Below are 24,296 nucleotides of genomic sequence, written 5' to 3' on the forward strand. Positions count from 1 at the left end.
CCATGACACAGGACAGCGGCGCCTCGGAGCGCACTCAACCCGAGGAGCATCGCGTCGTCGTCCTCGATACCATCGAGGTCACGCCGCTCGTCCGCCGGCTCGTGTTCGGCGGGGAGCGTCTCGGCGCCGCGTTCACGACGCCCGACGGCGCGCACGCCCCGTATCTCAAGCTCGTCCTCGGTGCTGCCGAGACGCCGATCATCCGCACCTATTCGATCCGCCATCTCGATGCCGCGCGGGACGAAATGCAGGTCGATTTCGTGCTGCATGCCGAGGAGGGACCGGGCTCGGCCTTCGGCCGTTCGGCCCGGCGCGGCGCGACGGCGCGGCTTCGCGGACCCGGCCACCTCGCCGTCGCCCGGTGCTCCGACCATCGCCTCTTCGCGGATCATTGCGGCCTGCCCGCCCTCGCCCACCTCCTGGAGCATCTCCCTCCTGAAGCGAGGGGCACGGCCGCGATCGAGGTGCCGGACGCGTCAGAGATCCAGACGCTGCGCGCCCCCGGCGGCGTCGCGATCACCTGGCTCCTTCGCCCTCCGGGCGCACCGAGCGCCCTCGCGGACCGCTTCGCCTCCTCGCCGGCGGAGCCCGATGCCCGAGACCTGCTCGTCTGGGCCGGTGCCGAAGCCGCCATCGCCCGCCGCGTGAGGGCGAGCGCCCGGACGCGGTGGCAGGTGCCCCCGCAACGCTGCCAGGTGCTCAACTACTGGCGCCACGGGCGGGCCGAAGGCACGTTCAGCTTCGTCGCCTGACGACCAGCGCCGAGAGTTGAACTCCCCCGGCACATGCGCCAAACCACGTCTCCTCAGACAGCAATGGCGACCATGACGACGAACAGGAATCCGGAGACGATTGCGGTAACAAACGGCATCGCGAGCGATACCGCCTTCGGCGCCGTCACCCCGCCGCTCTACCTGTCGACCAACTACACCTTCGACGGATTCGAGGGGAAGCGCCGCTTCGATTATTCGCGCACCGACAATCCGACGCGGGCCCTGCTGGCGGAGACGCTCGCCAAGCTCGAAGGCGGCGCTGGCGCGGTGGTGGTCTCGTCCGGCATGGCGGCGATCGACCTCGTCCTGTCGCAGCTCGGCTCCGACGACACCATCATCGTGCCGCACGATTGCTACGGCGGCACCCGGCGCCTTCTCGCCGAGCGCGATGCCCGCGGGCATCTGAAGGCGCTATTCGTGGACCAGGGCGACGAGGCGGCGCTCGACGCGGCCTTCGCCGAGAGGCCCGCGCTGATCCTGGTCGAAAGCCCCAGCAACCCCCTCATGCGCATCGTCGATCTCGCCGGGATCTCGCGTCGGGCCAAGGCGGTCGGCGCCAAGATGGCGGTGGATTCCACCTTCCTGTCCCCTGCCCTGCAGCAGCCGATCGCGCACGGGGCCGATTTCGTCATCCACTCCACCACGAAGTACCTGAACGGCCATTCGGACGTCGTCGGCGGCGCGGTGATCGCCAAGGACGCAGCCGATGTGGAGGCCCTGGCGGCCTGGGCGAACATCGTCGGCACGACCGGCTCGCCCTTCGATGCGCACCTGACCTTGCGCGGCGTGCGGACGCTGTTCCCGCGGGTCGAACGTCAACAAGCCTCGGCGCAGGTCATCGCGGAATTCCTGGCGCAGCATCCGGCGGTCGCGGCCGTGCATTATCCCGGCCTTCCCTCCCATCCCGGCCATGCGCTGGCGCGGGCCCAGCAGAAGGGCTTCGGCGCGATGCTGAGCTTCGAGCTCCGCGGCGGCGCCGAGGCGGTGCGGCGGGTCGTGGAGGCCGTGCGGATCTTCAACCTCGCCGAGTCGCTCGGCGGGATCGAAAGCCTCGTCGCCCATCCGCCCACGATGACGCATGCGGCGATGACGCCCGAGGAGCGTCGGGTGGCAGGGATCGGCGAAGGCCTGATCCGCGTGTCGGTCGGGCTCGAGGCCGCGACCGACCTCGTCGCCGATCTCGACGAGGCGCTTCGAACGCTCGGCTGACGGCACGACGGGCAGCCGGTCCGCCCCCTTCGATCGACATCGCGCCTTCGGGAGTTCCCATGCGCCGCTACGCCGTTCTCGACGTCTTCACCGACACTCCGCTCGACGGAAACCCGCTGGCGGTCGTGCTCGACGCCGAAGGCCTCGACCCCGCCCGGATGCAGGCGATCGCCCGCGAGTTCAATCTGTCGGAGACGGTCTTCGTCCTGCCGCCCGAGGATCCGCGCCATCGCGCGCGCCTGCGCATCTTCACCCCGGCCCGCGAACTCCCCTTCGCAGGACATCCGACGGTCGGGACGGCGGTCCTGCTCGCGCTGAAGCAGCAGAGCCCGGCCGACGCGGTCGCCTTCGGACTCGAGGAGGAGATCGGCACCGTGCCCTGCGTGGTCGCGGCACGGAGCGATCGGCTCGGCCAGGCCCGCTTCCGGCTGCCGGTCCTGCCCGGCATCGACGGCGACGGCCCCGACGAGGTCGCCGCGGCCTGGGGGCTCGGGCTCGATCCGGCGGAGATCGGCTTCGACCGCCATGTGCCGACGCGCTATTCGGCCGGAAACTCCTTCGCCTTCCTGCCGCTCGCCTCGCGCGAGGCCGTGGCGCGCGCCAATCCCGTCGGCGAGGCCTTCGCCACGGCCTTCGGCGACGAGAACCGGCGGGCCGCCGTCTTCGTCTATAGCCGCGAGACGGTGGGAGACGGCCGCCAGTTCCATGCGCGGATGTTCGGCCAGGGCCTCGGGGTGAGCGAGGATCCCGCGACCGGCTCGGCCGTCGCCGCCTTCGCGGGGGTTCTGATGCAATGCGAGCCGCTCGGGGACGGCGAGCATTCCTTCGTCATCGAGCAGGGCTTCGAGATGGGCCGGCCGAGCCTGATCGAGCTTCAGATGACGATCCGGGACGGCGCCCTCGCATCGGCCGAGATCGGCGGCTCGGCGGTCGTCGTCGCCGAGGGCAGGCTCGCGGCGTGAGCCGCCTCGTCCGGACCGGCGGGGTCGAGGCGCGTCTCGCCGCGCATCGCTGGATCTGGGCCGAGGACAACGCGGCCACCATCGCAGCCCACTGGCGGGAACGTGTCGAGGCGCGCCCCGCCCTCTTCAACGGGCGCGTGCTGATGCTGGCGGCGCTGTGCGTCGAGGAGGACACGGCGACAGCCCGCTTCTTCGAGACCGATTATGCCAATCTCATCGCCTGGCTCGATCTCGGCCGTCCCGGCGAGCCGGCCTGGAACGGGTTCGGAATGGGCGCGCTGCTCGCGAACGACGGCGGCTATCTCCTCGGCCGCATGGCGCCGCACACCGCCAATGCGGGACAGCTCTACTTTCCCTGCGGCACGCCCGACCGCGACGATGTGGCGGCGGACGGGACGGTCGATCTCGCCGGCAGCATCCGCCGCGAGATCATCGAAGAGACCGGCCTTCAGCCGGGCGATTACGAGGTCGATCCCGGCTGGCTCGTGGTCGAGGAGCACGGCCTCGTGGCCTTCATGCAGACGGTCCGGCTGCCCTGGTCCGCCGCCGAGGCAAGGCGGCGGGTCATGCGGTTTCTGACCACCGAAACGAAGCCTGAACTCGCCGGTATCGAGATCGTCTCGGGTCCGGAGGGGATCGAGGCTGCCGCGACACCCTCGATCATGCCGGTCTTTCTGCGCGACGCCTTCGCCCGGCGCCGCGAGGATCAGACCTGGTAGCCGTAATTGCGCTTGGTCGCGATGAGGATCGAACGGGCCTGCACCTGGCGCCCGGCCTGGCAGGCCTGCTCTGCCTGCTGCGTATCGGCCGTCGCCCGGCCATACACGTCGCGCTTGAGGTTGCCGGAATCGACATCGCGCCGCAGCAGATCCTGGAAATCGGCGATCAGGGCGGCGCAATCCGGCCCGGCTGCCGGAAGGCTGGCCTGCGGGGCGCTGCCCTGCGTGCAGGCGCCGAGCGCGAGGAAGAGCGGAGCGGACAGGGCGGCGGCGACCCGTTTCATGACTTCTGACCCGAGGATGATGAGATGCCCGTCTGTGTGACGAGCCTCGCGGGCCGTCAATCGCTGCCGGGCCGGCAGCGCAGCGAGACGTACGCTTTCCGGAGAAGTGATGCACGGCCTCATCACTGCCCCGGCGGATTGACAGGACAGACACCCATTGTCAGCTTGCCTGACAAGGGCGGCCGGGCATCTCCATCGAGGGGGGCTCAGGACCGACCGGTGCAACGGAGGATGACGTCCTTGAGCCCAGGCGCGCAGGGAGCGGCGGGAGTTGCGGAACCGCCGAAGCTTCGTCAGATCACTTCCAATGTGAATATCGGCGGCACGGCCCTTGCGCCGTGCTCCATCCCGCAGCGAAGTGAGACGACCGTGATGCAGCGTGAGCTGAAACGACCATGAAGATCAGCGACGCCTCCATGCGCGTGGCGCCCGTGGCCGCGCCGATCCGCAGCCAGGTGGTGGAAACGTTGCGGACCGCCATCACGAGCGGCCGTTTCGCGCCGGGCCAGCGCCTCGTCGAGAAGGACCTCTGCGACCTCCTGGGCGTCAGCCGTCCGTCCGTGCGCGAGGCGCTGAGGGAACTCGAGAGCGAGGGGCTCATCCACACGATCCCCAATCGCGGACCCCTCGTATCCCGCCTGACGGCGCGCGAGGCGGCCAGCATCTACGAGGTTCGAGCGATGCTCGAAGCCCTCGCAGCCAAGCTCTGTGCGGAACGGGCCAGCCAGGAGCAGATCGACGATCTGTCGAAGACGGTCGACGAACTCGAGGCCGCCTCCCGTTCCGGCGACGTCGAGCAGGTCCTCGTCGCGAAGCGCGCCTTCTACGATGCGTTACTCGCCGGCTCGCAGAACGTGATGATCCCGTCGATGCTGCGCACGATGAACGCGCGCATCACCCAGCTTCGGCGCGTCTCGCTGTCGAGCGTCGAGCGGCTGCCGGAGACGATCGTCGAAATCCGCGCCGTGGTGAAAGCCATCGCCGAACGCAAGCCCGACGCCGCGTTCCAGGCGTCCCTGTATCATATCGAGCAGGCTTCGCGCGTCGCGACGGCGAAGCTGGCCGACTGACCGCGCTGGTCAAGCCGCCTGGGCGGCCTTCTTCAGGGTCGCCTTCAGGTCCCGGCTGAGCCGGCCTTCGAGCAGGCTCAGCACCGCCGCCTCCTCCGGCCGCAGATCCCCGAGATCGTCGCGGAGTTCGGCCTCGACCTTCTTCTTCACCTCCAGGAGCATCTCGCCCTGGAGGTAGGAGTGGACGAGTTCGGGGTGGACGTAGCATTTGCGGCAGATGGTCGGCGTGTTGCCCAGCCGCGACGCCACGCTTTCGATGGCCTCGCGCAGGTTCCGTTTCGCGCGGGCATCCGAGTCGAAGCTCTCGAATTCGGCCAGCGCCATGGCCGCAAGGACGGTGCCCGCCCAGGTCCGGAAATCCTTCGCCGTGATGTCGCGGCCGGTGATCTCGCGGAGGTAGTCGTTCACGTCGGCCGAGGTCACGTCGCGGCGCTCGCCGTCATCGTCGAGATACTGGAAAAGCTCCTGCCCCGGCAGTTCCTGGCAGTCGCGGACGATGCGCGCGATCCGGCGGTCGCGGATGCTGAGGTCCCATTCCTTCCCGCTCTTGCCCTTGAAGCGGAAGCGGAGTTCCCGTCCCTCGACCGAGACGTGGCGATTCTTGAGGGTGGTCAGGCCGAAGCTTTTGTTCGCCTTGGCATAATCGTCGTTCCCGACCCGGATCAGCGTCGCCTCGAGGAGCGAGACGACCGTCGCGAGAACCTTCTGCCGCGTCATGCCGCGCTGCTTCATGTGCTCGGCGACGGTCTTGCGGATGTCGGGCAGCGAGCGCGCGAATTCGAGCATGTGGTCGAACTTCGCGCCTTCCCGGATCTCGCGGAACTTCGGGTGATAGCGATATTGCTTGCGCCCGCGCGCATCGCGCCCCGTCGCCTGGATGTGGCCGTTGGCCTTCGGGCAGATCCAGACCTCGCGATAGGCAGGCGGCACGGCGAGGCGGCGGATGCGCTGGAGCATCGTGTCGTCCCTGATCGCGCGACCCGCCGCATCGCGGTAGACGAACCCCTTGCCCGCGCGCCGGCGCGTGATTCCGGGTTTCTCGTCAGACACATAGGTCAGGCCCGCCGAACTCGCGGCATCGCGCGGATCGACGACGTTCTCGATGTCCTTCTGCGGTGGCATGACGCTCTACGCCCCCCGGCGAAAGCGACTCAAACACCGAAGAAGGCCCGAGGTTCCGGCCACCCGCGCTCACCCGATGCGCGTTTGTTAACCCCGATCTCAAAGATCGCCGATCGCAGAACACCGTCAAGGGCTTGGCAATCGGAACCGGGCAGGATGCATCGTCGGCTCGGGGCCGCGGGACATCGATCAATGAGGACGCTGCTCGTTTCGGCCGCAGTCGCGGCCGCCTTCCTGGTTCAGGCCATGCTGGCCGCCTCTCCGGCCCTCGCCGATGCGCCGCCAGCGGGGTATCGCGGCCATGCTCGTCCCGCACCGGCCTATCATCGGCCCTCCCGGCTTGGCCACGCCCCGGTCCGCCGCCACCATCGGCGCTACGCCGCATCCGGCCGCGGCTATGCGATCGGGCCGTCTTACGGCGGGCTGCCGCCCTTCTATCCCGGCGAGGGCGCGGCTGCGTCGCATCTGCAGGGCGCGCCGGTCATGATGACGCTCTACCGCGAGGCCTATATCGGCCGGGGCCTGATCTACAACACGCCGCCCCAGACGAGCGCGCCGCGCGGGCCTGTCCTGAGCGTGAGGTACTGACCGAACTTGCCCGTGAGGGGCGCGATCCCGGCCGCCTCGTGCTATAGCGCTCCCCGACACAGGGAGTGACGGCAATGACCTACATGGATGTGAAGTCGGGGACGAGGGCGCTCAAAGACCCCGCCCTCCTGCGCCAGCAATGCTATATCGACGGCGCCTGGGCGGATGCGGATTCCGGCGCCACCATCGCCGTGACGAACCCCGCGACCGGCGAGACCGTCGCGACGGTTCCGAAGGCGGGCACCGCCGAGACTCGCCGCGCCATCGAAGCGGCCCAGAAGGCGCTTCCGGCCTGGCGCGCCAAGACCGCCAAGGAGCGTTCCACGATCCTGCGCAAGTGGTTCGACCTCATGATGGCGAACCAGGACGACCTCGCCGCCATCATGACGGCCGAACAGGGCAAGCCGCTCGCCGAGGCCAAGGGCGAGATCGCCTACGCAGCCTCGTTCATCGAGTGGTTCGCCGAAGAGGGCAAGCGCATCTATGGCGACGTGATCCCGGCCCACGGGGCGGACAAGCGCATCGTCGTCATCAAGCAGCCGATCGGCGTCTGCGCCGCGATCACGCCGTGGAACTTCCCGGCCGCCATGATCACGCGCAAGGCCGGCCCTGCCCTCGCCGCCGGCTGCACGATGGTGCTGAAGCCCGCGAGCCAGACGCCGCTCTCGGCGCTCGCTCTCTGTGAACTCGCCGAACGGGCGGGCGTGCCGAAGGGCGTCTTCTCCTGCGTGACGGGCGCAGCCGGCGAGATCGGCGGCGAGATGACCTCGAACGCGATCGTGAAGAAGGTCACCTTCACGGGCTCGACCGAGATCGGCAAGAAGCTCCTCGAGCAATGCGCCGCGACCGTGAAGAAGACCTCGATGGAGCTCGGCGGCAACGCCCCCTTCATCGTCTTCGACGACGCCGACCTCGAACCCGCGGTGCGCGGGGCGATCGCCTCCAAGTACCGCAATGCCGGCCAGACCTGCGTCTGCGCCAACCGCATCCTCGTCCAGGACGGCATCTATGACCGCTTCGTCGAGAAGCTGGCCGAGGCCGTCAAGCAGATGAAGGTCGGCGACGGCTTCAAGGAGGGCACCGTCATCGGGCCGCTGATCGACGACAAGGCGGTGCTGAAGGTCGAGGAGCACATCACGGACGCCGTCTCGAAGGGCGCCCGGGTCGTCGTCGGCGGCAAGCGCGGCGATCTCGGCCATTCGTTCTTCGAGCCGACGATCCTCGCCGACACGACGCCCGACATGAAGATCTTCCACGAGGAGACCTTCGGCCCCGTCGCCCCGATCTTCCGCTTCAAGACGGACGACGAGGCGATCCGGCTCGCCAACGACACCGAGTTCGGCCTCGCGTCATACTTCTACAGCCGCGACATCGGACGCGTCTGGCGCGTGGCGGAAGCACTCGAGAGCGGGATCGTCGGCATCAACGAGGGCATCATCTCGACCGAGGTCGCGCCGTTCGGCGGGGTCAAGGAGAGCGGTCTCGGCCGCGAGGGCTCCCACTACGGCATCGATGACTTCATCGAGATCAAGTACCTCTGCATGGGCAATATCTGAGGCACGCGGCGAGGCGGCGAGACCGCCTCGTCAGCTCGGATTCACGGAGACGGGAGGAGGCAGCTCCTCCCGTTTTCGCGAGCGAAGGACGCGGCGCGGGAGCAGGCCCGCGACGACCCCGGCGGCATAGGCCCAGGCGATCGCCGCAGCGATGTCGAACCACAGGCCCGCCCGGCCGGGCACGAGATTCAGGACCGAGACGAGGGCAGCCGCGATGAGCGCGAGCCCCATGCCGATCCGCACCGGAAGCGTGGCGCTGGGAAGCCCGGCGCCGGCGCCGAACACGGCCGAGAAACCCAGCCCGAGGACGGCCGCAACCGCGAGAGCCGGCCAGAGATGGCCCAGAAGAACGGTCACGCCTCTCTCCTCATAGCGGCGTCACGATGAATTCGGTGCGCCCCTGCGCGCCTGCCGAGCCTGCGGCCACGGGAGCGACCACGCCCTCGACCGTGAACCGCGCGGTCGCGCCCCGCTCCGAGAGCGCCGTGACGAGCGCCCCGGCCCGGCCGGCCGCCAGATCGCGCGCCGCCTCGGAGCCCGCGGGCGCCGCGATATGGTGCACGACGCGGATCCCGACCCGCCCGCAGCGCCGCACGATCTCCGCGGCAGCCTCGAGCGCCGGGGTGGCTCCGGCCTCGGGCGCGGCTTCCCCTGGCGCGAACCGCACCGGATTGCGCCGCGCCACATCGCTCAGGAGATCGCCGCACAGATGCGCGTCGACCGCGTCCAGCCTCTGGACGGGTTCGAGTTCGACGCCAGCCCGCCATCCCGGCGGAACCATGGCCGGAACCGAGCGCCGGATCCGCGCCGCCAGCTGGGGATACAGCACCTGTCCCGTAAGGCGCAGATTGCTGTCGGCGAGCGCGACTTCGCCTTCGGCGAAATCGGACAAGGTTTCGAGGGCCGCGCGCGCCACCTCCTTGAACCCGTCCGGCGCCCCATCGGCGGTCACGAGCGAATCGACGACCTTCTCTCCGGGGAACCGCGTTCCGATCAGGCCGAGGATCGCGGCGCGATCACCGTCGCTGGTCAGGTAGCCGCCGAGTTCGACGCGCCCCTCGACCCGCCGGGCCCGGAAAACGAACGGAGATGCCGGCACTACCGCGACCGACAGCATCGGCGCCCCGAGGGCATGCGGAAGGGTCTCCCGCACTCGCCGCTCGATGGCGGCAACGCCGTTCCGGGCGACGGTCTCGCCGCTGAGGCTGAAGCGGCGCTCCGCCAGTTGCGCCTCGCCGCGCTGAACCTGGGACAGGGCCTCGAAGGCCGCACGCGCGCTCGCCAGGAAGTCGATCGACCGGTCGAGACCTCGCGCCGTCTGCATGGAATCACGCACGGGGAGGCTCGGCAGCATCGTCGCGGCGAGCCTCGTCACCTCCAGCCGGAGCGCCTCCGAGGGGATGAGCCCTCCGAGGGCAAGACCGCCGCCGTCACGCCGTGCCGTCCAGACGAAGGGGGTGATGCGTGGTGGCCGGATGTCGTGCTCCGCCCCCGAGAACCCTTTCGGAACGTTCCGCAACGCGAGCATGACCGCGTTGTAGGAGGCAGGATCTTCGGGGCTCGCATTCGCCTGGAGGGTCCGGCCACTGAGCGTGCCTTCGGCGAGCGACAGCGGCGCCAGGGTCGCGAGAAGGAAACGCGCGGCCTCCGCGAAGCCGTCGGGCGCACCCGCCGCAAGCCGCAGGCGGTCCTCGACCTGATCGGCCGGGACGTATCGTGCGGCCTGCTCCACCAGCGCCGCCCGAAGCTTCGCATCCGGAACGGCTCCGTCGAGGACGATGCCCGTATCGGAGCGCCGGACCGCGAACGGAAAGGGCGAAAGCGTCACGTAGCCGGTGGCTTCCGACCGGACGAGGCGGACGGCGGGAATGGCGCCCGTCCGCGCCTCGGTCTCGCCGCGAAGCCCGTCCGGCAATTCGGTGTCGGTGACGATGCGAACATCGCGGCCATCGACGGCGAAGCGTGCGCCGGATCGGGCCAACGGCGAATCGGGCTCGTGCTTGGCGAGCCGCGCGGCCTCGCGGCGGATGTTGATCTCGATGGCGGGGCTGATGCGCATGGCAGCGACCGCCGCCAGCAGGGCGAGCGCCGGCAGGCCCAGCGCCCAGCCGGCCGGGCGGCGCTTCGATGCCCGGCGCTGCTGCCCGGCCTCGCCTTCGGTGTCGAGCGGGGTCGCCTGCCCTGCCCCGTCCCGGCTGCCGATCGGCTCCGGTTCCTCGCCTCGATCCACGTTCCGTTACGCTCCGCATCTCGCAAATCGGAGTGAGCCAGACGAACGGGACGTCTTTGAGGCAGGCCGTCGCCGGGCCTCCAAAAACGAAAAAACCCCGGCCTTGCGGCCGGGGCTCTCGTCACTCGAGTGGATCGAGCGATCAGAAGTCGCGCTGAACGCGCATCCGGACCGACCAGGTGTCGTCCGACTTCGCGGTCTTCGGCGGCATGCCGGCGGCGATCAGCTGACCGTTGGTACCGGCCGTCAGGTCGGCAACGCGGCCGCCCTTCAGATCGACGCGGGTGTAGACCGCCTCGAGGCCGATATCGAGGTCGCGGACCGGCGACCAGATCAGGTTCGCACCGACCACCGACACGCTGTAGTCGCGGAGGCGGGAGTCATACGAGGAGTCGAGACCGAAGCGGCTCGAGTTCGGCAGGCTGGCAACGACAGCCCGCGAACCGGCGCCGAAGCTGACTTCGGCATACGAGCCGAAGAAGGCCGACCGCCACTGAGGCGCCCAGTAGTGAAGGAACGCACCGGTGACCGACCAGGATTCCGTCAGCTTCTGCTTGCCATCGAGACCGATGAAGGAGTCGACCGTCGAGACCGGGAAGCGGCCGCTATAGGTGACCGCCATCAGCTCCGAGCCGGCGAACCGAGCCGGCTGGCCGGTGTAGGACAGCGCGCCTTCCGAATACGCGGCCTGCAGCCAGAGCACGTCGCCCTGGGCGAGCTGCGGCAGGTTGATCTTCAGACCACCCTGAACGGCCCAGCCGATCTCGTCCTTGACCTTGCTCGGGGCGCCCTGCGCCAGGAACAGATCGGTCGTCGAAGCCGCACCCGGAGCCGTCGTGGTGCTCATGAGGCGACCACCGCTGAGCTGGTGCATGGCAGCCGACACCTGCGCGGCGCCCCACGGAGCGTCGTAGCGAACCGCCGCCACGAAATCCGGAACCGACGAGCGCTGGATCACGTCGTAGTTGGCGTAGCGGACGACGCCGCCGGGACCGACATACGGGGTGGCCTGCGTGGCGACACCGAAGTTGGTGAAGCTGGGGCCGGCCGTGGTCAGGCCACCGAGGGAGTCAGAGAAGCGCGGCTGACGACGAGCGATCGGGTCTTCCATCGAGATCGTGGCCGACCAGCCGCCACCGAACGTCGCCGTGTAGGCGAGGAGGTTCGTGCTGGCGACGTCCGAGCCCGACGTGGCGCCGAAATGCTCGAGGTCGTGGGCGTAGAAGTCGAAGAACGACGCGGCGCGACCGGCGGTGAAGCCGAGGTACTGGATGAAGGCCTTATCCAGGTACATCGTCGTGTTGGCGCGACCGAACGTATCCATGCCGAGGGCCGGATAGGACTGGCCGAAGCGCTGCGACGTGCCCGAGGTCAGGTAGCCACCCGACGAGTAGGCCGCGATCACGCGGATGAACGTGCGCAGGGTGCCGAGATCGGTCTTGGTGCGCGCGTCGAAGTTCAGGAACGCCAGCGTCTGGAAGCCGGAATTGTCGTCACCGACGAGGCCGCGCTGGGCGCCGTAGATGTTCGATTCCGCGCGGCTGGACATGTACTGGTAGCTGAACCGGGCACGACCGCTGACGCGAAGGCAGGTATCGGTGCCGGGAAGAGCGAAAAAGCCGTTGAGGTTGCGGTTGGCCGCACGCTCGGCGGTGTAGCAGGCCTGAACGTACTCGACCGGCGCGACGGCGCGTGCCGGAAGATCGGCAGCCATAGCCCCAGGAATGACGCAGATGCCTGCGGCAGACCCGAGGAGAAGGCTCTTCACGAGCTTCATGTTGATCTCCAGAGTTAGAACCTCGGGCTTCGGTTTCGCCTCACGCCCGCTCTCAGGCTTTCGGCTTGTTCCTTGACCCCCGACTTCGACCCCGGCCCCGCTTTGCAGATTGCCGCGATCGAAGCGCTTCAGAGTTGCCCCTGTCGCAAAGTCACCATGATTGAGGCGCGGGGCTCGATCAACTGCGATCGCCTTATTTCGGAGGCAGTTCGAAGGCTTTCCAAAAAGCTGTTGCAGAACGGCAACGAAACGCTGGAAGGCCTCTTGAGCTCGACTCTAACTGACTGACCTTGCTTAACAAAGTCATACTCGTCGCACTGTGGCCGCGGTGCACTGGAGAAAGGTCGGCGCCCGTTTTCGCGGCCACAATCTCCTCATCCGATCGCCACAATTTCGCACCCAGACGGGCGATCGGCCAGGAGCCCGAGGGTGTCCTGGCACACGCTTTTATCGTTGTATTTCAGAGTAGAGCCTCGATCAGGAAAGGTCCGCGCCGGCCCAGCCCGATGCGCATCCCGGACACGAAGGCGTCAAGATCGGCGGCCTGGAGCGCCTCGACACCGAAGCCGCGCGCGAGACTGACCCAGTCGATGGCCGGATTGTCGAGCGACAGCATGTCGAGGGCCTTGCGCCCGGGATTCGCGCCGACGCCGGCGAGCTCGCCGCGCAGAATCGCGTAGGAGCGATTCGCGAAGATCACCGTGAGGACGTCGAGATTCTCGCGGGCCTGCGTCCAGAGCGCCTGGGCCGTGTAGAGCCCGCTGCCGTCGGCCTGGAGGTTGACGACTTTCCGATCCGGACAGGCCACCGCGGCGCCGGTCGCCATGGGGATGCCGAGCCCGATCGAGCCGCCGGTGAGCGCCAGCCAATCATGCGGGCGCGCGGCGTGGGTGGGCGGGAAGAAGGACCGCCCGGTCGTCACGGCCTCGTCGCAGACGATCGCGTTTTCGGGAAGCAGCGCCGCGACCGTCTGCGCGATGGTCGCGCTGTCGATCGCGCCGCGCGTCGGCACGTCCGGCCGCGCGATGGCCGGCCGCGCCGGAGCCGGCCCGGCCTTCACCGCCTCGGCGAGCTGGCGCAGGGCATCGATCTGGTCGGCCTCGGGAGGCGCGAGGACGGTGATCGTGCAATCGGGCGGCGTCAGAAGCGACGGCTTGCCGGGATAGGCGAAGAAGCCGACGGGGAGCGTCGTTCCGATGACGACGAGATGCTTCAGCCCCTTCAGCACGGCGATGGCGGCATCGACCGGATACGGCAACCGCTCGATCGGCACGCGCCCGGCCCCGCGCTCTATTCTGGCATTCGACGTCTGGGCCATCATCTTTGCCCCGGTCTTCGCACAGATGCGCTCGGCGAGGCCGAGCCCTTCCTCGCGAAGCGTCCTGTCGCCCAGGAAGAGGAGCGTCGGCTCTCCGGACATCAGCGCCTCGACGGCAACCTTCATCCGGTCGGGATCGGCCTTTTCGCGCTCCGGCACCGCGGGAACCGTCGCGACCGCGCCGCCCTCCCCCCAGGCCGTGTCGGCGGGCAGGATCAGCGTCGCGACGCCGCCCGGCGCCGTCCGGGCCGCGGCGATGGCTTCCGCGCCGTCCTGAGCCACGCGGCGGGAATCGGGCGAGGTCCGGACCCAGGCCGAGACGGGCCGCGCGATCCCCTCGATGTCGCTCGTCAGCGGGGCGTCGTATTGCAGGTGATAGGTCGCGTGATCGCCGACGATGTTCACGATCGGCGTGCGCGACCGCCGGGCGTTGTGGAGATTGGCGAGGCCGTTCCCGAGGCCGGGGCCGCAATGGAGCAGGGTCGAGGCCGGCTTCTCGGCCATCCGGCCGTAGCCGTCGGCCGCGCCCGTCGCGCCGCCCTCGAAGAGGCAAAGGACGCAGCGCATGCCGTCGACGCGATCGAGCGCCGCGACGAAGTGCATCTCGGACGTGCCGGGATTGGTGAAGGCGACCTCGACCCCTCCCCCGACGAGGGTCCGCACCAGGCTCTCCGCGCCGTTCATGGTATCGTGACCCTCGTTTGCGCGTGACATGGCCGTTCCCGTGATGAGTTGCGGAGAGGTCAGAGTTCCAGCGAAGCCGTCACCGGAACATGGTCGGATGGCCGCGTCCAGCTGCGGGTCGCGGCGTGGACATCGACCGATCGGAGGGTTCCGGCGAGGTCGGACGACAGCCAGGCATGATCGAGACGGCGCCCCTTGTTGGCGATCGCCCAATTGGGGGAACGGTAGCTCCACCACGTGTAGATCTTGGTCGGCTCGGGCGTGAGGCGGCGCGCCCCATCGATCCAGCCGCCCTCCTCCCGCAGCGTCTCCAGGGTCTCGATCTCGATCGGCGTGTGGCTGACGACATCCAGCAACTGCTTGTGCGACCAGACGTCGTGCTCCAGCGGAGCGACGTTGAGATCCCCGACCAGGATCGCGGGACGCGCCTCGCGCGTCCGGCCCCAGCGCCGCATCTCGTCGAGAAACTGCAGCTTGTGCGCGAATTTCGGATTGATCTCCGGATCGGGCAGATCCCCGCCGGCCGGCACATAGAAGTTATGGACGACGAAGCCGGCCGCCTTTCCCGCCTCGGGACCGAGCGTCACCGCGATATGGCGGGCATCGCTCCGCTCGCACCAGGCCTGCGGGTCGACCGAGGCGAAGGGGAAGCGCGACAGGATCGCGACGCCGTTATAGCCCTTCTGTCCGACCTGGGCGATGTGGGGGTAGCCGAAGGCGCGCAGCCCTTCGAGCGGAAAGCAATTGTCGGGGCACTTCGTCTCCTGCAGGCACAGGATGTCGGGGCCGATCTCGTCGAGCGCGCGGCCCACCTGATCGAGGCGCAGCCGCACCGAGTTGATATTCCAGGTCGTGATCTTGAGGTGCACGTCGAAGGTCCAAGGGTGGAATGGCCGATCCTTGTGGACCGGGCGGCGCCCGCTGCTAATCTGGCCGGAACGGCGAAGATGCGTCCGGTTACAGCAAGCGGGAGGTGACGATGCAAGGCGTCGAGGCGAGATGCAGGCGCGCGCCTGTGTATTGGGCCGCAGCGATCGGCCTGGCCGTGTCCGTCGTGGCGGGACCGGCGGCGGCGCAGAGCCCGGAGGGAGCCCGCAAGGCCCGGCCGGCGACAGGCCAGGTCCTCGCCCCGGCAAAGCCCGAGGAGGTCGGCCTGTCGAGCGAGCGGCTCGGCAAGATCAAGGCCTATTTCGAGGGCGAGGTGGCGGCGAAGCGCCTGCCCGGCGCCGTCGTCATGATCGCGCGGCAGGGCCGCCTCGCCTATGCCGAGAGCATCGGCGCGCGCGATCCCGGCGCCGGAGACAAACTCGCGGCGGACGCGATCTTCCGCATCTATTCGATGACGAAGCCCCTCGCCTCCGTCGCAGCCATGATCCTCGTCGAGGACGGCAAGATCCAGCTCACGGACCCGGTCTCGAAGTTCCTGCCGGAGTTCCGCGACCTCAAGGTCAGCGTTCCCCGCGGCAACGCGCTGGGCGAGCAGACCTATGCCCTGGTGCCGGCCGAACGCCAGCCGACCGTCCAGGACCTGCTGCGTCACACGGCGGGCCTCGCCTATGGCGAGATCACGACCAATACGCTGGTCCGCAGCGCCTACCAGAAGGCGGGGCTGTACCGGGCGGATTTCGACTACAACACGACGGAGCTCACGCCCGAGGCGTTCACCGCGGCGATCGCGGCGGCGCCGCTCGCCTACGAGCCCGGCACCGTCTGGCAGTACAGCCTCTCGGTCGACGTGCTCGGCCGCGTCGTCGAGAAGGCGTCCGGGCAGCGGCTCGGCGCCTTCCTCGAGGAGCGGCTCTTCAAGCCGCTCGGCATGCGCGAGACGAGCTTCTCCGTCGCCTCCGACAAGCTCGGACGGGTCGCGAAGCCGTTCCCGTCCGATCCGACAACCGGCGCGCCGAACAAGCTGATCGAGGGCGGCGAGCCCAAGAACGATTCCGGCGGCGCGGGCGCCTATTCGACCGCGGCGGACTATCTGCGCTTCGCCCAGGCCATGCTCGACGGCGGCCGCCTCGGCGATAACCGCGTCCTCAGCCGCACGACGGTCGAACTGATGACGGCCGACCATCTCGGCACCCGCATCAGGCCGGTCGCGACGCCGGGCGACCTCCTCATGGGCGTGCCGGGCTACACCTTCGGTCTCGGCTTCATGGTGCGTCAGGAGGCGGGCCTCGCCGGCGTGCCGGGCTCGAAAGGCGAGTTCATGTGGGCGGGCTATGCCGGCACGTTCTTCTGGGTCGACCCGAAGGAGGATCTCGCGGTCGTCCTGATGACGCAGGCACCCGGCCCGAGCCGCGCCTTCTACCGCCGGGAGATCAAGCAACTCGTCTATCAGGCCATCGTCGACTGAGCGCGGCGCCGCCCGGAACCAACGCGCGGCGCAAGCTTTGCTGTGGCCTGGCGGGTAGCGCCGCCGGGTCGGAGCAGGTGATCGCGATGGCGAGACGGAAACGGACTGCGATGGGGCTTTGGTTCGACATGGCGAGCCTCGGCGTCGAGGCGAGCCAGGTCATTTCGCTCCGCCTCGCCCGCATTGCGGCAGGCGGCGCGAAAGGCGAGAGCGAGAGCCGGCGTATGGTCGAGGAGAAGGTCGCCGCGGCCTCCCGAGCCGGGATGACGCTCGCCACCGGCGGCTCGCCGGAAGCGGTCATCCGGCAGCTCCGCCGCAAGGTCCGCGCGAATCGCCGCCGGCTGTCGTCCTAGGACGCCGGGGGCAGCTCCGGCCCTGCGGCGGCACTACGGGGAGCGCCACAGCTTCGGGAGCGGACCCCAATATGCTCCGCCCGGCCGGCAATCATGCTGTAGCGCAGACAGCCGTCCGAGCACCACCATTCGACGAGCGCAGCCGCCCGGAGGCGATCGGGTCGCCGCCGGACTGATCAGGCGCGAGGATGCTGGCTCGCAGCCGGGATCTCCGGCCGCGAGAGGTGAGTGGGATCACGCCGCCCGAAGGCGTCGCGCGTCCTCGTTGGCCGCCTGCTGCAGGAGCGCGGCGAAATCGGGCAGGGGAGCCCGGCGGCCCGTGGCCGAGACGAAGCCGCGAGCGCCGGCGAGGGCTCCCTGCGCCAGTTCGAGGCCGAGGAAGCGCGCGACATCGACCGGACCCGGCATCCAGAGGCCCGCCACCGCCTCACGGCCGAAGCCGAAGCGCCGGTAATAGGCCTCGTCGCCGACCAGGATCACGGCCCGATGGCCGGCATCGGCGGCGCGGCCGAGCGCCTCGCGGATGAGCTTGCCGCCGATCCCGGCGCCCTGAAGCTCCGGCGAGACGGCGACCGGGCCGAGCAGCACGGCCGCACGGCCGGGTCCGGCGGCGACGTCCCACAGGCGGATCGTGCCGACCAGCTCGTCGTTCCGGGTCGCGGCCAGGGCGAGACCCTCGGCCGGAAGCCGCCCCTCGCGCAGGCGCTCGGAGGTCTTCGCGAGGCGGCTCTCGCCGAAACAGCGATCGAGCAGCGCCTCGCGCGCCGGGATGTCGAGCGGGGATTCGTGGCGAATATCGAACATAGGCCGTGCTCCTCACGGGAGAGACAGCCCTCGCACCTGCCGCAGCAGGCCGTCCGGGACGAAGGGGTTGGGGATCGACCTTCCCGCACGACGGGAGGGCCAGGGATCGTCGTCCACCGACGGCGTCCTGCGAGACGGCCGAGTGTCGCCGGCCGCCTCAATGAGGACGAAGGGGATGGAGCGAGGTCCCCGGGCCAGGCCCGGGGAGTTTGGCGGCGCCTTGCGCCGTCAGATCACGACGGTCGCGAGCGGCGGCAGGCCGTTGAAGGCGACGGCCGAGTAGGTCGTCGTATAAGCGCCCGTGCCCTCGATGAGGACGCGGTCCCCGATCTCGAGCGAGACCGGCAGCCAATACGGCGTCTTCTCGTACATCACGTCGGCCGAATCGCAGGTCGGGCCGGCGAGGACGCAAGGGACCTTGCGCTCACCGTCGTGCTCCGTGCGGATGTCGTAGCGGATCGACTCGTCCATCGTCTCGGCGAGACCGCCGAACTTGCCGATGTCGAGATAGACCCAGCGCACCTCGTCTTCGGCCTTGCTCTTCTGGGAGACGAGCACGACCTCGGATTCGATGACGCCCGCATTGCCGACCATGCCGCGGCCCGGCTCGATGATCGTCTCGGGGAGACGGTTGCCGAAGTGCTTCGAGAGCGCCCGGAAGATGGCGTTGCCATAGGCACCGACAGCCGGAACGTCCTTCAGGTACTTCGTCGGGAAACCGCCGCCGAGATTGACCATCTTCAGGAAGATGCCGCGCTCGGCCAGTTCGCGGAAGATCCACGAGCTGGAGGCCAGCGCGCTGTCCCAGGCTCCGACATTGCCCTGCTGAGAGCCGACATGGAAGGAGACGCCGTAGGCCTCGAGCCCGAGGCGGTGGGCATGCTCCAGCACGTCGATCGCCATGGCGGGCTCGCAGCCGAACTTGCGCGACAGCGGCCATTCGGCCCCGGCTCCGTCGCACAGGATGCGGCAGAACACGCGCACGTCCTCGGCACCGGTCTCGGCCTTGGCACGGGCGATCTTCTCGACCTCGACCTCGCAATCGACCGCGAAGAGGCGCACGCCGAGCTCGAGAGCCCGCGCGATGTCGCGCTCCTTCTTGATCGTGTTGCCGAACGAGATGCGATCGGCCGTCGCGCCAGCGGCGAGCGCCATCCGGATCTCGGCCACGGAGGCCGTGTCGAAGCACGAGCCGAGGCCCGCCAGGAGCGAGAGCACCTTCGGCTCGGGATTCGCCTTGACCGCATAGAACACGCGAGTGTCCGGCAGGGCGCGGGCGAACTTGGCATAGTTGTCGCGGATCACGTCGAGGTCGACGACGAGGACAGGACCGTCCTCGACGCCAGCGGCTCGTCGGTCACGCAGGAAATCACGAATGCGCTCGGTCATCGGCGCCATCCCCAAAGGTCCAAATCGAGGCGCGACGCCGCTCAGCGGTCGTCTGTCCTCGGGTTGAATTCAGGCGGTTGTCCGCCCGGCGTCTTCGGAATCGCCGACCTGTACCGAACCGTGCTGTGGAGACACGGAATCGAAACCGACCGTCGAACCGACGATGCTGCCTTCGTTTGGATGGGAGATTCCCGTCCGCACGCTTGGCAATGAAAAACAAGCCTCTTCGGTGCGCACCTGTGGAGGGTGCGCGAGACCAAAAAAGCCCGTCCGTCGTTGCTTCAAGCTACGTCCCCCGTGGAGAGCGGGGTTCGCCGGTTTAACCCTCCGGCTGCCGGTTGTTGTCGGGGCCCGGTGAAACCATCTCTGGTCCACCTGGAGCGCCGGCCGAAGGGATCCACCCCTGTCGACCATCGTTCCTTAGGCCCCTGGCGGCTGTCCGGCCTCTTGTCCGGATGCCCACCAACCGGCACGCGGCCACAGGCACGTGCGAAATTGGGCAAGGCGGATATAGGGACGGTCGCCCTGCGTCGCAAGACCTATTTCACCCCGTCGCGGCAATTCTCGATCGACCAGGCCCGGCGTTGCCGAAAGGTTGCACCGGCCGCCGAGCGACGTCACATAGCGCGCAGTCCCCGCCTTCGCGGGAGACCGTCCCGGGCACTGGCAACCATGATTCCGCTCACACGCCGACACGCCGTCGGATCGCTGCTGTCCCTTGCCGCCCTCGGCCCGGCCGCCTCGCTCGCGCAACAGCCGGCTCCCCAGGCTCAGCCCGGAACATCCTCGTTCCGATTCGAGGAGGTCGTCCGGCGCGCCCGCGAACTCGCGGCCCTTCCCTTCGACGCGGCGGTGCCTCCCCTCCCCGAGCCCCTCGCGACGCTCGATCCCGAAGCCTATCGCGGCATCCGCTTCCGCCCGGATCGTGCCTTCCTCGCGCAAGGCGGAAGCCGCTTTCGCGTCCAGCTCTTCCATCTGGGACCGCTCTATCCGCGTCCGGTCACGGTCAACCTCATCCGCGACGGCGTGCCGAGCCCCATCCCCTATCAGACCCAGCTCTTCGATTTCGGATCCACCAAGATCGAACGACCGCTGCCGGTCAATCTCGGCTTCGCCGGCCTGCGGATCCACTACCCGCTGAACAATCCGACGGTCTTCGACGAATTGCTGTCCTTCCTCGGGGCGAGCTATTTCCGCTTCCTCGGGCGTCAGCAGCGCTATGGCCTCTCGGGCCGGGGGCTCGCCGTTGGCGTCGGCGGCCGCGAGCAGGAGGAGTTTCCGTTCTTCCGGGAATTCTGGATCGAGACGCCGGCCCCGGGCGCCGACAGGCTGACCGTCTTCGCTCTCCTCGACGGAGCGGCCGTGGCGGGCGCGTATCGGTTCGACGTCTACCCGTCCGTCGAGACCGAGATCGAGATCGCCGCCACGCTCTTCCCGCGCCGCCCGATCGGATCGATCGGGCTGGCACCGCTGACCTCGATGTTCTTCAGCGGCGAGAACGATCCCCGGCCGGGGGTCGACTTCCCGCTCGAGCAGCACGATTCGGACGGGCTTCTCGTCCAGTCCGGATCGGGCGAGTGGATCTGGCGCCCCCTGCGCAATCCGCCGGATACGCGGGTATCGGGATTTCAGGACAAGGATCCGCGCGGCTTCGGCCTGATGCAGCGCGACCGCCGCTTCGAGAGCTATCAGGCCCTCGATGCCGGCTACGAGCGGCGCCCCTCCTATTGGGTGCGGCCGCTCGGCCCCTGGGGCGAAGGCCGGATCGAACTCGTCGAAATCGCATCGCAAGGCGAGCCGCAGAACAACATCGTCGCCTACTGGACGCCGAGCCGCCCGATCGAAGCCGGACGGGAGACGAGCTTCGCGTACCGCATCAAGGCACTCGGGGGAGCCGCGCCGATCCATCCGGGCGGGCGGGTGGTGAACACCTTCTCGAAGCCGATCCCCCAGGCCGGGACTGCGGGCGGACGACGTTTCATGATCGATTTCGCCGGCGGCGACCTCGGTTTCTACCTCCAGGATCCCAGCCTCGTGCAGCCCGTCGCGAGCGCCTCGCAGGACACCCGGATCGTCTCCGCCTCGCTGGCGCGCAACGAGCATGTGAACGGCTTCCGGGTGATGCTCGACGTCCGTGCCGAGCCCGGCCGGAGAGCGGACCTCCGCGTGTTCCTGAAAGCCGAAGGCCGGGTGCTGAGCGAGACCTGGGCCTATCCATGGATACCCGCGTGACGGCGATACCGATCCGCGCGGCCGAGCCGGCCGACATCGACGCCCTGCTTCGGATCGAGGAGGCGGTGTTCCCGGGCGACCGGCTGACCCGACGGAACTTCCGCCACGCCGTCCGCTCTCCCTCGCTCCTGGCGCTTGTGGCGGGTACGCCGGGAGACGTTCGCGGCTACGTCTTCGTGGAGACACGGCGCGGATCGCGCGCCGCCCGCCTCTCGTCCCTCGCGGTCGCACCCGATGCCGGGCGGGCGGGGCTGGGCCGGCGCCTCGTTCTGGCCGCCGAACAGGGCGCCCGCGACCGGGGCTGCGATCTGATCAGGCTCGAAGTCCGGGCCGACAATGCCGGCGCCATCGCGCTCTACGAGCGGGCGGGGTACCGGCGGGCGGGGGCCGAGGCCGATTATTACGACGACGGCGAGACGGCTCTGCGCTTCGAGAAGACGCTGCCGGCGGATGCGGTGGCCGATACGCGGTGACACGCGCCGGCCCTCGCGGCGCGGCTCAAACGAAAACGGCCGGGAAGACCCGGCCGTCGTGCATTCTGGCTGTTGCGCCGATTACTCGGCCGCGGCCGGGGCCTTCGCGCCCGAGGCCTTGGCGGGCCGGCGGTCGGCGCGCTCGGCGATACGGGCCGACTTCCCGCGACGGTCGCGGAGGTAATAGAGCTTGGCGCGGCGGACCTTGCCGCGACGCACGACCTTGATCGAGTCGATCAGGGGCGAATAGATCGGGAAGACGCGCTCGACGCCCTCGCCGTAGGAGATCTTGCGGACGGTGAAGCTCTCGTTGATGCCGCCGCCGGACCGGGCGATGCAGACGCCCTCGTAGGCCTGAACGCGGACGCGCTCGCCTTCCTTGACCTTGACGTTCACGATGACCGTGTCGCCGGGCTCGAAATCGGGGATCGTCTTGTCGAGCTTGGCAACCTGCTCGCGCTCGAGCTCTTCGATGATGTTCATGAACCAGACTCCGGCAGCACGGGAGAGGGACGCGCCCGACCCGCGAGGATTTCGCCATCCTGTTGTGAATTGCCGGCGCCTATAGCGCCTCGCCGGGCGCGTGTCGAGACCGTCGTGCTCGCGGCCTCCGGCGTGTCGGCGTCACCCTACCGCTAAGGGCGTATCCGCCCGGGCTGGACGTTGCTGCGACTTTGTCTAGTTTTACGGCACGGGCTGTCGCGGCCTGCAATTTGCAAGAACGCCAAGCGTTCCCGGAGGGAGTTCGACCCCATGACGCTCAAGGGCCTTACGATCAAGGGGGCCGCTTTCGGCCTCGCCGCCATGCTCGCCGTGCTGGCGCAGCCTGCTTCGGCCGTGACGCTGCGCTACGCCAACCAGGGCGACCTCAAATCCCTCGATCCCTATACCCTCAACGAGACCACGACGATCGCCCATCACGGCCATGTCTTCGAGGGCCTGACCAAGCGCGACAAGAACCTGTCGATCATCCCCGGCCTCGCCGAGCGCTGGGAACTCGTCGAGCCGACCCGGTGGCGCTTCCATCTGCGCCGGAACGTCAAGTTCTCCGACGGCACGCCGTTCAACGCAGACGACGTGATCTTCTCCGCCGAGCGCGTCCGCGCGCCGGGCTCGAACTTCGCCACGCGCGTACCGGCCGACGTCAAGGTCGAGAAGGTGGACGACTACACGGTCGACTTCGTCACCCCTCAGCCGAACCCGATCCTCTTCTACCAGTGGGACAGCTGGTACATCATGTCGAAGTCCTGGGCGGAGAAGAACAACTCCGTCGCACCGACGCCTGCCGCCGCCACGACCCCGACCTTCGCCTCGCTGAACGCGATGGGCACCGGCCCCTACACGATCGAGAGCCACCAGCCCGGCGTGAAGACGGTCTTCAAACGGAACCCGTCCTACTGGGGCAAGATCGACGGCAATATCGACGAGATCGTCTTCACGCCCATCGCCAACGACTCGACCCGGGTCTCCGCGCTCCTCTCCGGAGAGGTAGACGTCATCGAGCCCGTGCCGCTCCAGGACATCAACCGCGTCAACGCCTCCCAGAACGCGACCGTCCTCACCGGTCCAGAGGTCCGGGTGATCTTCCTCGGCATGGATCAGGTCCGCGACGAGCTCCTGAACTCGAACGTCAAGGGCAAGAACCCCTTCAAGGACAAGCGCGTGCGCGAGGCCTTCTTCAAGGCGATCGACGTCGAGGTGATCAAGTCGCGCGTCATGCGCAATCTCTCGAGCCCGACCGCGATCATGGTCGGACGCGAGTTCTTCGACCTCGCCAAGGACTTCACGCGCGAGAAGCCCGACCCGGAAGCGGCGAAGAAGCTTCTCGCCGAAGCGGGCTACCCGAACGGCTTCGAGGTCGGGATGAACTGCCCCTCCGACCGCTACGTCAATGACGGCGACATCTGCCGCGCCGTGATCGGCATGCTCGCCCGCGTCGGCGTGAAGGTGAACCCGATCATCGAGCCGAAGGCGCAGTATTTCGCCAAGGTCCTGAAATCGGGTGGCTACAACACGTCGTTCTACCTTCTGGGCTGGACCGTGGGCTCCGGCGACAGCCACAACGTCCTCTACGAGATCATGGGCTGCCGGAACGACCCGAAGACCTCGCGCGGCGACACCAATCTCGGCGGCTACTGCAACCCGAAGCTCGATGCGCTCACCGACAAGGTCCTCGTCGAGACCGACAAGGCCAAGCGGGACCAGATGATCAAGGAAGCCTTCCAGATCGGCATCGACGATTACGGCTACATCCCGATCCACCAGCAGCCGCTGGTCTGGGGCACCTCGAAGAAGGTCAAGCTGCCCCAGCGCGCCGACAACCAGGTGCGGCTGGAATGGGCGACGAAGGAGTAGCCTCAGGCCGCGGCGAAGCCGCCCCATGCTGCCGACACGCATATC

At 68.7% G+C, this 24,296-nt stretch carries 22 protein-coding genes; 12 read left to right on the forward strand and 10 right to left on the reverse strand.

Annotated elements, in window-relative coordinates; translation table 11 throughout:
* The first annotated feature begins 2 nt into the window (after window positions 1–2).
* From EV668_RS23355 to EV668_RS23370, 4 genes are all read left to right on the forward strand, one after another.
* Window positions 3–752 (forward strand): siderophore-interacting protein, encoded by a 750-nt coding sequence (locus EV668_RS23355; RefSeq protein ID WP_133774774.1) that lies wholly within the window; start codon window positions 3–5, stop codon window positions 750–752.
* Between the two features lie 72 nt (window positions 753–824).
* Window positions 825–1,982: a cystathionine gamma-synthase gene (gene metB, locus EV668_RS23360; protein ID WP_133774776.1), complete on the forward strand. Its 1,158-nt coding sequence runs from the start codon at window positions 825–827 to the stop codon at window positions 1,980–1,982.
* A gap of 59 nt (window positions 1,983–2,041) precedes the next feature.
* Window positions 2,042–2,944, forward strand: a complete 903-nt coding sequence (locus EV668_RS23365; RefSeq protein ID WP_133774778.1) for a PhzF family phenazine biosynthesis protein — start codon at window positions 2,042–2,044, stop codon at window positions 2,942–2,944.
* Window positions 2,941–3,663: an NUDIX hydrolase gene (locus EV668_RS23370; protein WP_133774780.1), complete on the forward strand. Its 723-nt coding sequence runs from the start codon at window positions 2,941–2,943 to the stop codon at window positions 3,661–3,663. Before EV668_RS23365 ends, EV668_RS23370 begins: the two co-directional genes overlap by 4 nt.
* On the opposite strand, the gene EV668_RS23375 is transcribed toward EV668_RS23370, so the two are convergent.
* Window positions 3,651–3,947 (reverse strand): hypothetical protein, encoded by a 297-nt coding sequence (locus tag EV668_RS23375; protein WP_133774783.1) that lies wholly within the window; start codon window positions 3,945–3,947, stop codon window positions 3,651–3,653. The genes EV668_RS23370 and EV668_RS23375 overlap by 13 nt on opposite strands.
* 395 nt (window positions 3,948–4,342) lie before the next feature.
* Between EV668_RS23375 and EV668_RS23380 the strand changes: the two genes are divergently transcribed.
* A complete protein-coding gene (locus EV668_RS23380; RefSeq protein ID WP_133774785.1) occupies window positions 4,343–5,017 on the forward strand; it encodes a GntR family transcriptional regulator in 675 nt (224 codons plus the stop codon).
* 9 nt (window positions 5,018–5,026) lie between these two features.
* On the opposite strand, the gene EV668_RS23385 is transcribed toward EV668_RS23380, so the two are convergent.
* Entirely contained in the window at window positions 5,027–6,139 is a 1,113-nt protein-coding gene (locus tag EV668_RS23385) for a DNA topoisomerase IB (RefSeq protein WP_133774787.1), read from the reverse strand.
* A gap of 192 nt (window positions 6,140–6,331) precedes the next feature.
* On the opposite strand from EV668_RS23385, the gene EV668_RS23390 reads away from it, so the two are divergent.
* Window positions 6,332–6,727: a hypothetical protein gene (locus EV668_RS23390; RefSeq protein ID WP_133774789.1), complete on the forward strand. Its 396-nt coding sequence runs from the start codon at window positions 6,332–6,334 to the stop codon at window positions 6,725–6,727.
* Window positions 6,728–6,801: 74 nt separating this feature from the next.
* On the forward strand, window positions 6,802–8,283 hold the full coding sequence (gene gabD / locus EV668_RS23395; RefSeq protein WP_133774790.1) for an NADP-dependent succinate-semialdehyde dehydrogenase: 1,482 nt from the start codon (window positions 6,802–6,804) through the stop codon (window positions 8,281–8,283).
* Between the two features lie 30 nt (window positions 8,284–8,313).
* Here gabD and EV668_RS23400 read toward each other — a convergent pair whose 3' ends face one another.
* The 5 genes from EV668_RS23400 to EV668_RS23420 form a co-directional block, all read right to left on the reverse strand.
* Window positions 8,314–8,640, reverse strand: a complete 327-nt coding sequence (locus EV668_RS23400; RefSeq protein ID WP_133774792.1) for a hypothetical protein — start codon at window positions 8,638–8,640, stop codon at window positions 8,314–8,316.
* 10 nt (window positions 8,641–8,650) lie between these two features.
* The gene (locus EV668_RS23405) at window positions 8,651–10,513 is read right to left on the reverse strand and encodes a hypothetical protein (protein WP_133774794.1); all 1,863 of its coding nucleotides are present in this window, start codon (window positions 10,511–10,513) and stop codon (window positions 8,651–8,653) included.
* A 142-nt stretch (window positions 10,514–10,655) separates the two neighbouring features.
* On the reverse strand, window positions 10,656–12,290 hold the full coding sequence (locus EV668_RS23410) for a porin (RefSeq protein ID WP_133774796.1): 1,635 nt from the start codon (window positions 12,288–12,290) through the stop codon (window positions 10,656–10,658).
* 460 nt (window positions 12,291–12,750) lie between these two features.
* Window positions 12,751–14,292, reverse strand: a complete 1,542-nt coding sequence (locus tag EV668_RS23415; protein WP_133775050.1) for an acetolactate synthase large subunit — start codon at window positions 14,290–14,292, stop codon at window positions 12,751–12,753.
* A gap of 59 nt (window positions 14,293–14,351) precedes the next feature.
* On the reverse strand, window positions 14,352–15,161 hold the full coding sequence (locus tag EV668_RS23420; protein ID WP_133774798.1) for an exodeoxyribonuclease III: 810 nt from the start codon (window positions 15,159–15,161) through the stop codon (window positions 14,352–14,354).
* Window positions 15,162–15,307: 146 nt separating this feature from the next.
* On the opposite strand from EV668_RS23420, the gene EV668_RS23425 reads away from it, so the two are divergent.
* On the forward strand, window positions 15,308–16,645 hold the full coding sequence (locus EV668_RS23425) for a serine hydrolase domain-containing protein (RefSeq protein ID WP_245513392.1): 1,338 nt from the start codon (window positions 15,308–15,310) through the stop codon (window positions 16,643–16,645).
* Window positions 16,646–16,731: 86 nt separating this feature from the next.
* On the forward strand, window positions 16,732–16,998 hold the full coding sequence (locus EV668_RS23430; RefSeq protein ID WP_245513393.1) for a hypothetical protein: 267 nt from the start codon (window positions 16,732–16,734) through the stop codon (window positions 16,996–16,998).
* Between the two features lie 234 nt (window positions 16,999–17,232).
* Here the strand turns inward: EV668_RS23430 and EV668_RS23435 are convergent, their stop codons facing one another.
* Both EV668_RS23435 and EV668_RS23440 read right to left on the reverse strand, forming a co-directional pair.
* A complete protein-coding gene (locus tag EV668_RS23435; protein WP_133774802.1) occupies window positions 17,233–17,802 on the reverse strand; it encodes a GNAT family N-acetyltransferase in 570 nt (189 codons plus the stop codon).
* A 228-nt stretch (window positions 17,803–18,030) separates the two neighbouring features.
* Window positions 18,031–19,191, reverse strand: coding sequence for a type III PLP-dependent enzyme (locus tag EV668_RS23440; protein ID WP_133774804.1), 1,161 nt, complete (start codon window positions 19,189–19,191; stop codon window positions 18,031–18,033).
* A gap of 672 nt (window positions 19,192–19,863) precedes the next feature.
* On the opposite strand from EV668_RS23440, the gene EV668_RS23445 reads away from it, so the two are divergent.
* Together EV668_RS23445 and EV668_RS23450 are read left to right on the forward strand one after the other, a co-directional pair.
* Window positions 19,864–21,423, forward strand: coding sequence for an OpgD/OpgG family glucan biosynthesis protein (locus tag EV668_RS23445; protein ID WP_133774806.1), 1,560 nt, complete (start codon window positions 19,864–19,866; stop codon window positions 21,421–21,423).
* Entirely contained in the window at window positions 21,420–21,896 is a 477-nt protein-coding gene (locus EV668_RS23450; protein ID WP_245513395.1) for a GNAT family N-acetyltransferase, read from the forward strand. Before EV668_RS23445 ends, EV668_RS23450 begins: the two co-directional genes overlap by 4 nt.
* A gap of 81 nt (window positions 21,897–21,977) precedes the next feature.
* Here the strand turns inward: EV668_RS23450 and rplS are convergent, their stop codons facing one another.
* Window positions 21,978–22,379 (reverse strand): 50S ribosomal protein L19, encoded by a 402-nt coding sequence (gene rplS, locus EV668_RS23455; RefSeq protein WP_133774810.1) that lies wholly within the window; start codon window positions 22,377–22,379, stop codon window positions 21,978–21,980.
* A gap of 321 nt (window positions 22,380–22,700) precedes the next feature.
* Here rplS and EV668_RS23460 point away from each other — a divergent pair, with 321 nt between their 5' ends.
* A complete protein-coding gene (locus tag EV668_RS23460) occupies window positions 22,701–24,251 on the forward strand; it encodes an ABC transporter substrate-binding protein (RefSeq protein ID WP_425359655.1) in 1,551 nt (516 codons plus the stop codon).
* The last annotated feature ends 45 nt before the right edge of the window (window positions 24,252–24,296 follow it).

The organism is Enterovirga rhinocerotis (assembly GCF_004363955.1).
Taxonomy (GTDB): Bacteria; Pseudomonadota; Alphaproteobacteria; order Rhizobiales; family Beijerinckiaceae; genus Enterovirga; species Enterovirga rhinocerotis.

Coding starts and splice junctions, on each gene's coding strand:
- gabD (WP_133774790.1), top strand. CDS start 6,802: ATGACCTACATGGATGTGAAGTCGGGGACGAGGGCGCTCAAAGACCCC.
- EV668_RS23430 (WP_245513393.1), top strand. CDS start 16,732: ATGGCGAGACGGAAACGGACTGCGATGGGGCTTTGGTTCGACATGGCG.
- EV668_RS23365 (WP_133774778.1), top strand. CDS start 2,042: ATGCGCCGCTACGCCGTTCTCGACGTCTTCACCGACACTCCGCTCGAC.
- EV668_RS23415 (WP_133775050.1), bottom strand. CDS start 14,292: ATGAACGGCGCGGAGAGCCTGGTGCGGACCCTCGTCGGGGGAGGGGTC.
- metB (WP_133774776.1), top strand. CDS start 825: ATGACGACGAACAGGAATCCGGAGACGATTGCGGTAACAAACGGCATC.
- EV668_RS23410 (WP_133774796.1), bottom strand. CDS start 12,290: ATGAAGCTCGTGAAGAGCCTTCTCCTCGGGTCTGCCGCAGGCATCTGC.
- rplS (WP_133774810.1), bottom strand. CDS start 22,379: ATGAACATCATCGAAGAGCTCGAGCGCGAGCAGGTTGCCAAGCTCGAC.
- EV668_RS23385 (WP_133774787.1), bottom strand. CDS start 6,139: ATGCCACCGCAGAAGGACATCGAGAACGTCGTCGATCCGCGCGATGCC.
- EV668_RS23390 (WP_133774789.1), top strand. CDS start 6,332: ATGAGGACGCTGCTCGTTTCGGCCGCAGTCGCGGCCGCCTTCCTGGTT.
- EV668_RS23380 (WP_133774785.1), top strand. CDS start 4,343: ATGAAGATCAGCGACGCCTCCATGCGCGTGGCGCCCGTGGCCGCGCCG.
- EV668_RS23355 (WP_133774774.1), top strand. CDS start 3: ATGACACAGGACAGCGGCGCCTCGGAGCGCACTCAACCCGAGGAGCAT.
- EV668_RS23435 (WP_133774802.1), bottom strand. CDS start 17,802: ATGTTCGATATTCGCCACGAATCCCCGCTCGACATCCCGGCGCGCGAG.
- EV668_RS23375 (WP_133774783.1), bottom strand. CDS start 3,947: ATGAAACGGGTCGCCGCCGCCCTGTCCGCTCCGCTCTTCCTCGCGCTC.
- EV668_RS23445 (WP_133774806.1), top strand. CDS start 19,864: ATGATTCCGCTCACACGCCGACACGCCGTCGGATCGCTGCTGTCCCTT.
- EV668_RS23440 (WP_133774804.1), bottom strand. CDS start 19,191: ATGACCGAGCGCATTCGTGATTTCCTGCGTGACCGACGAGCCGCTGGC.
- EV668_RS23460 (WP_425359655.1), top strand. CDS start 22,701: ATGCTCGCCGTGCTGGCGCAGCCTGCTTCGGCCGTGACGCTGCGCTAC.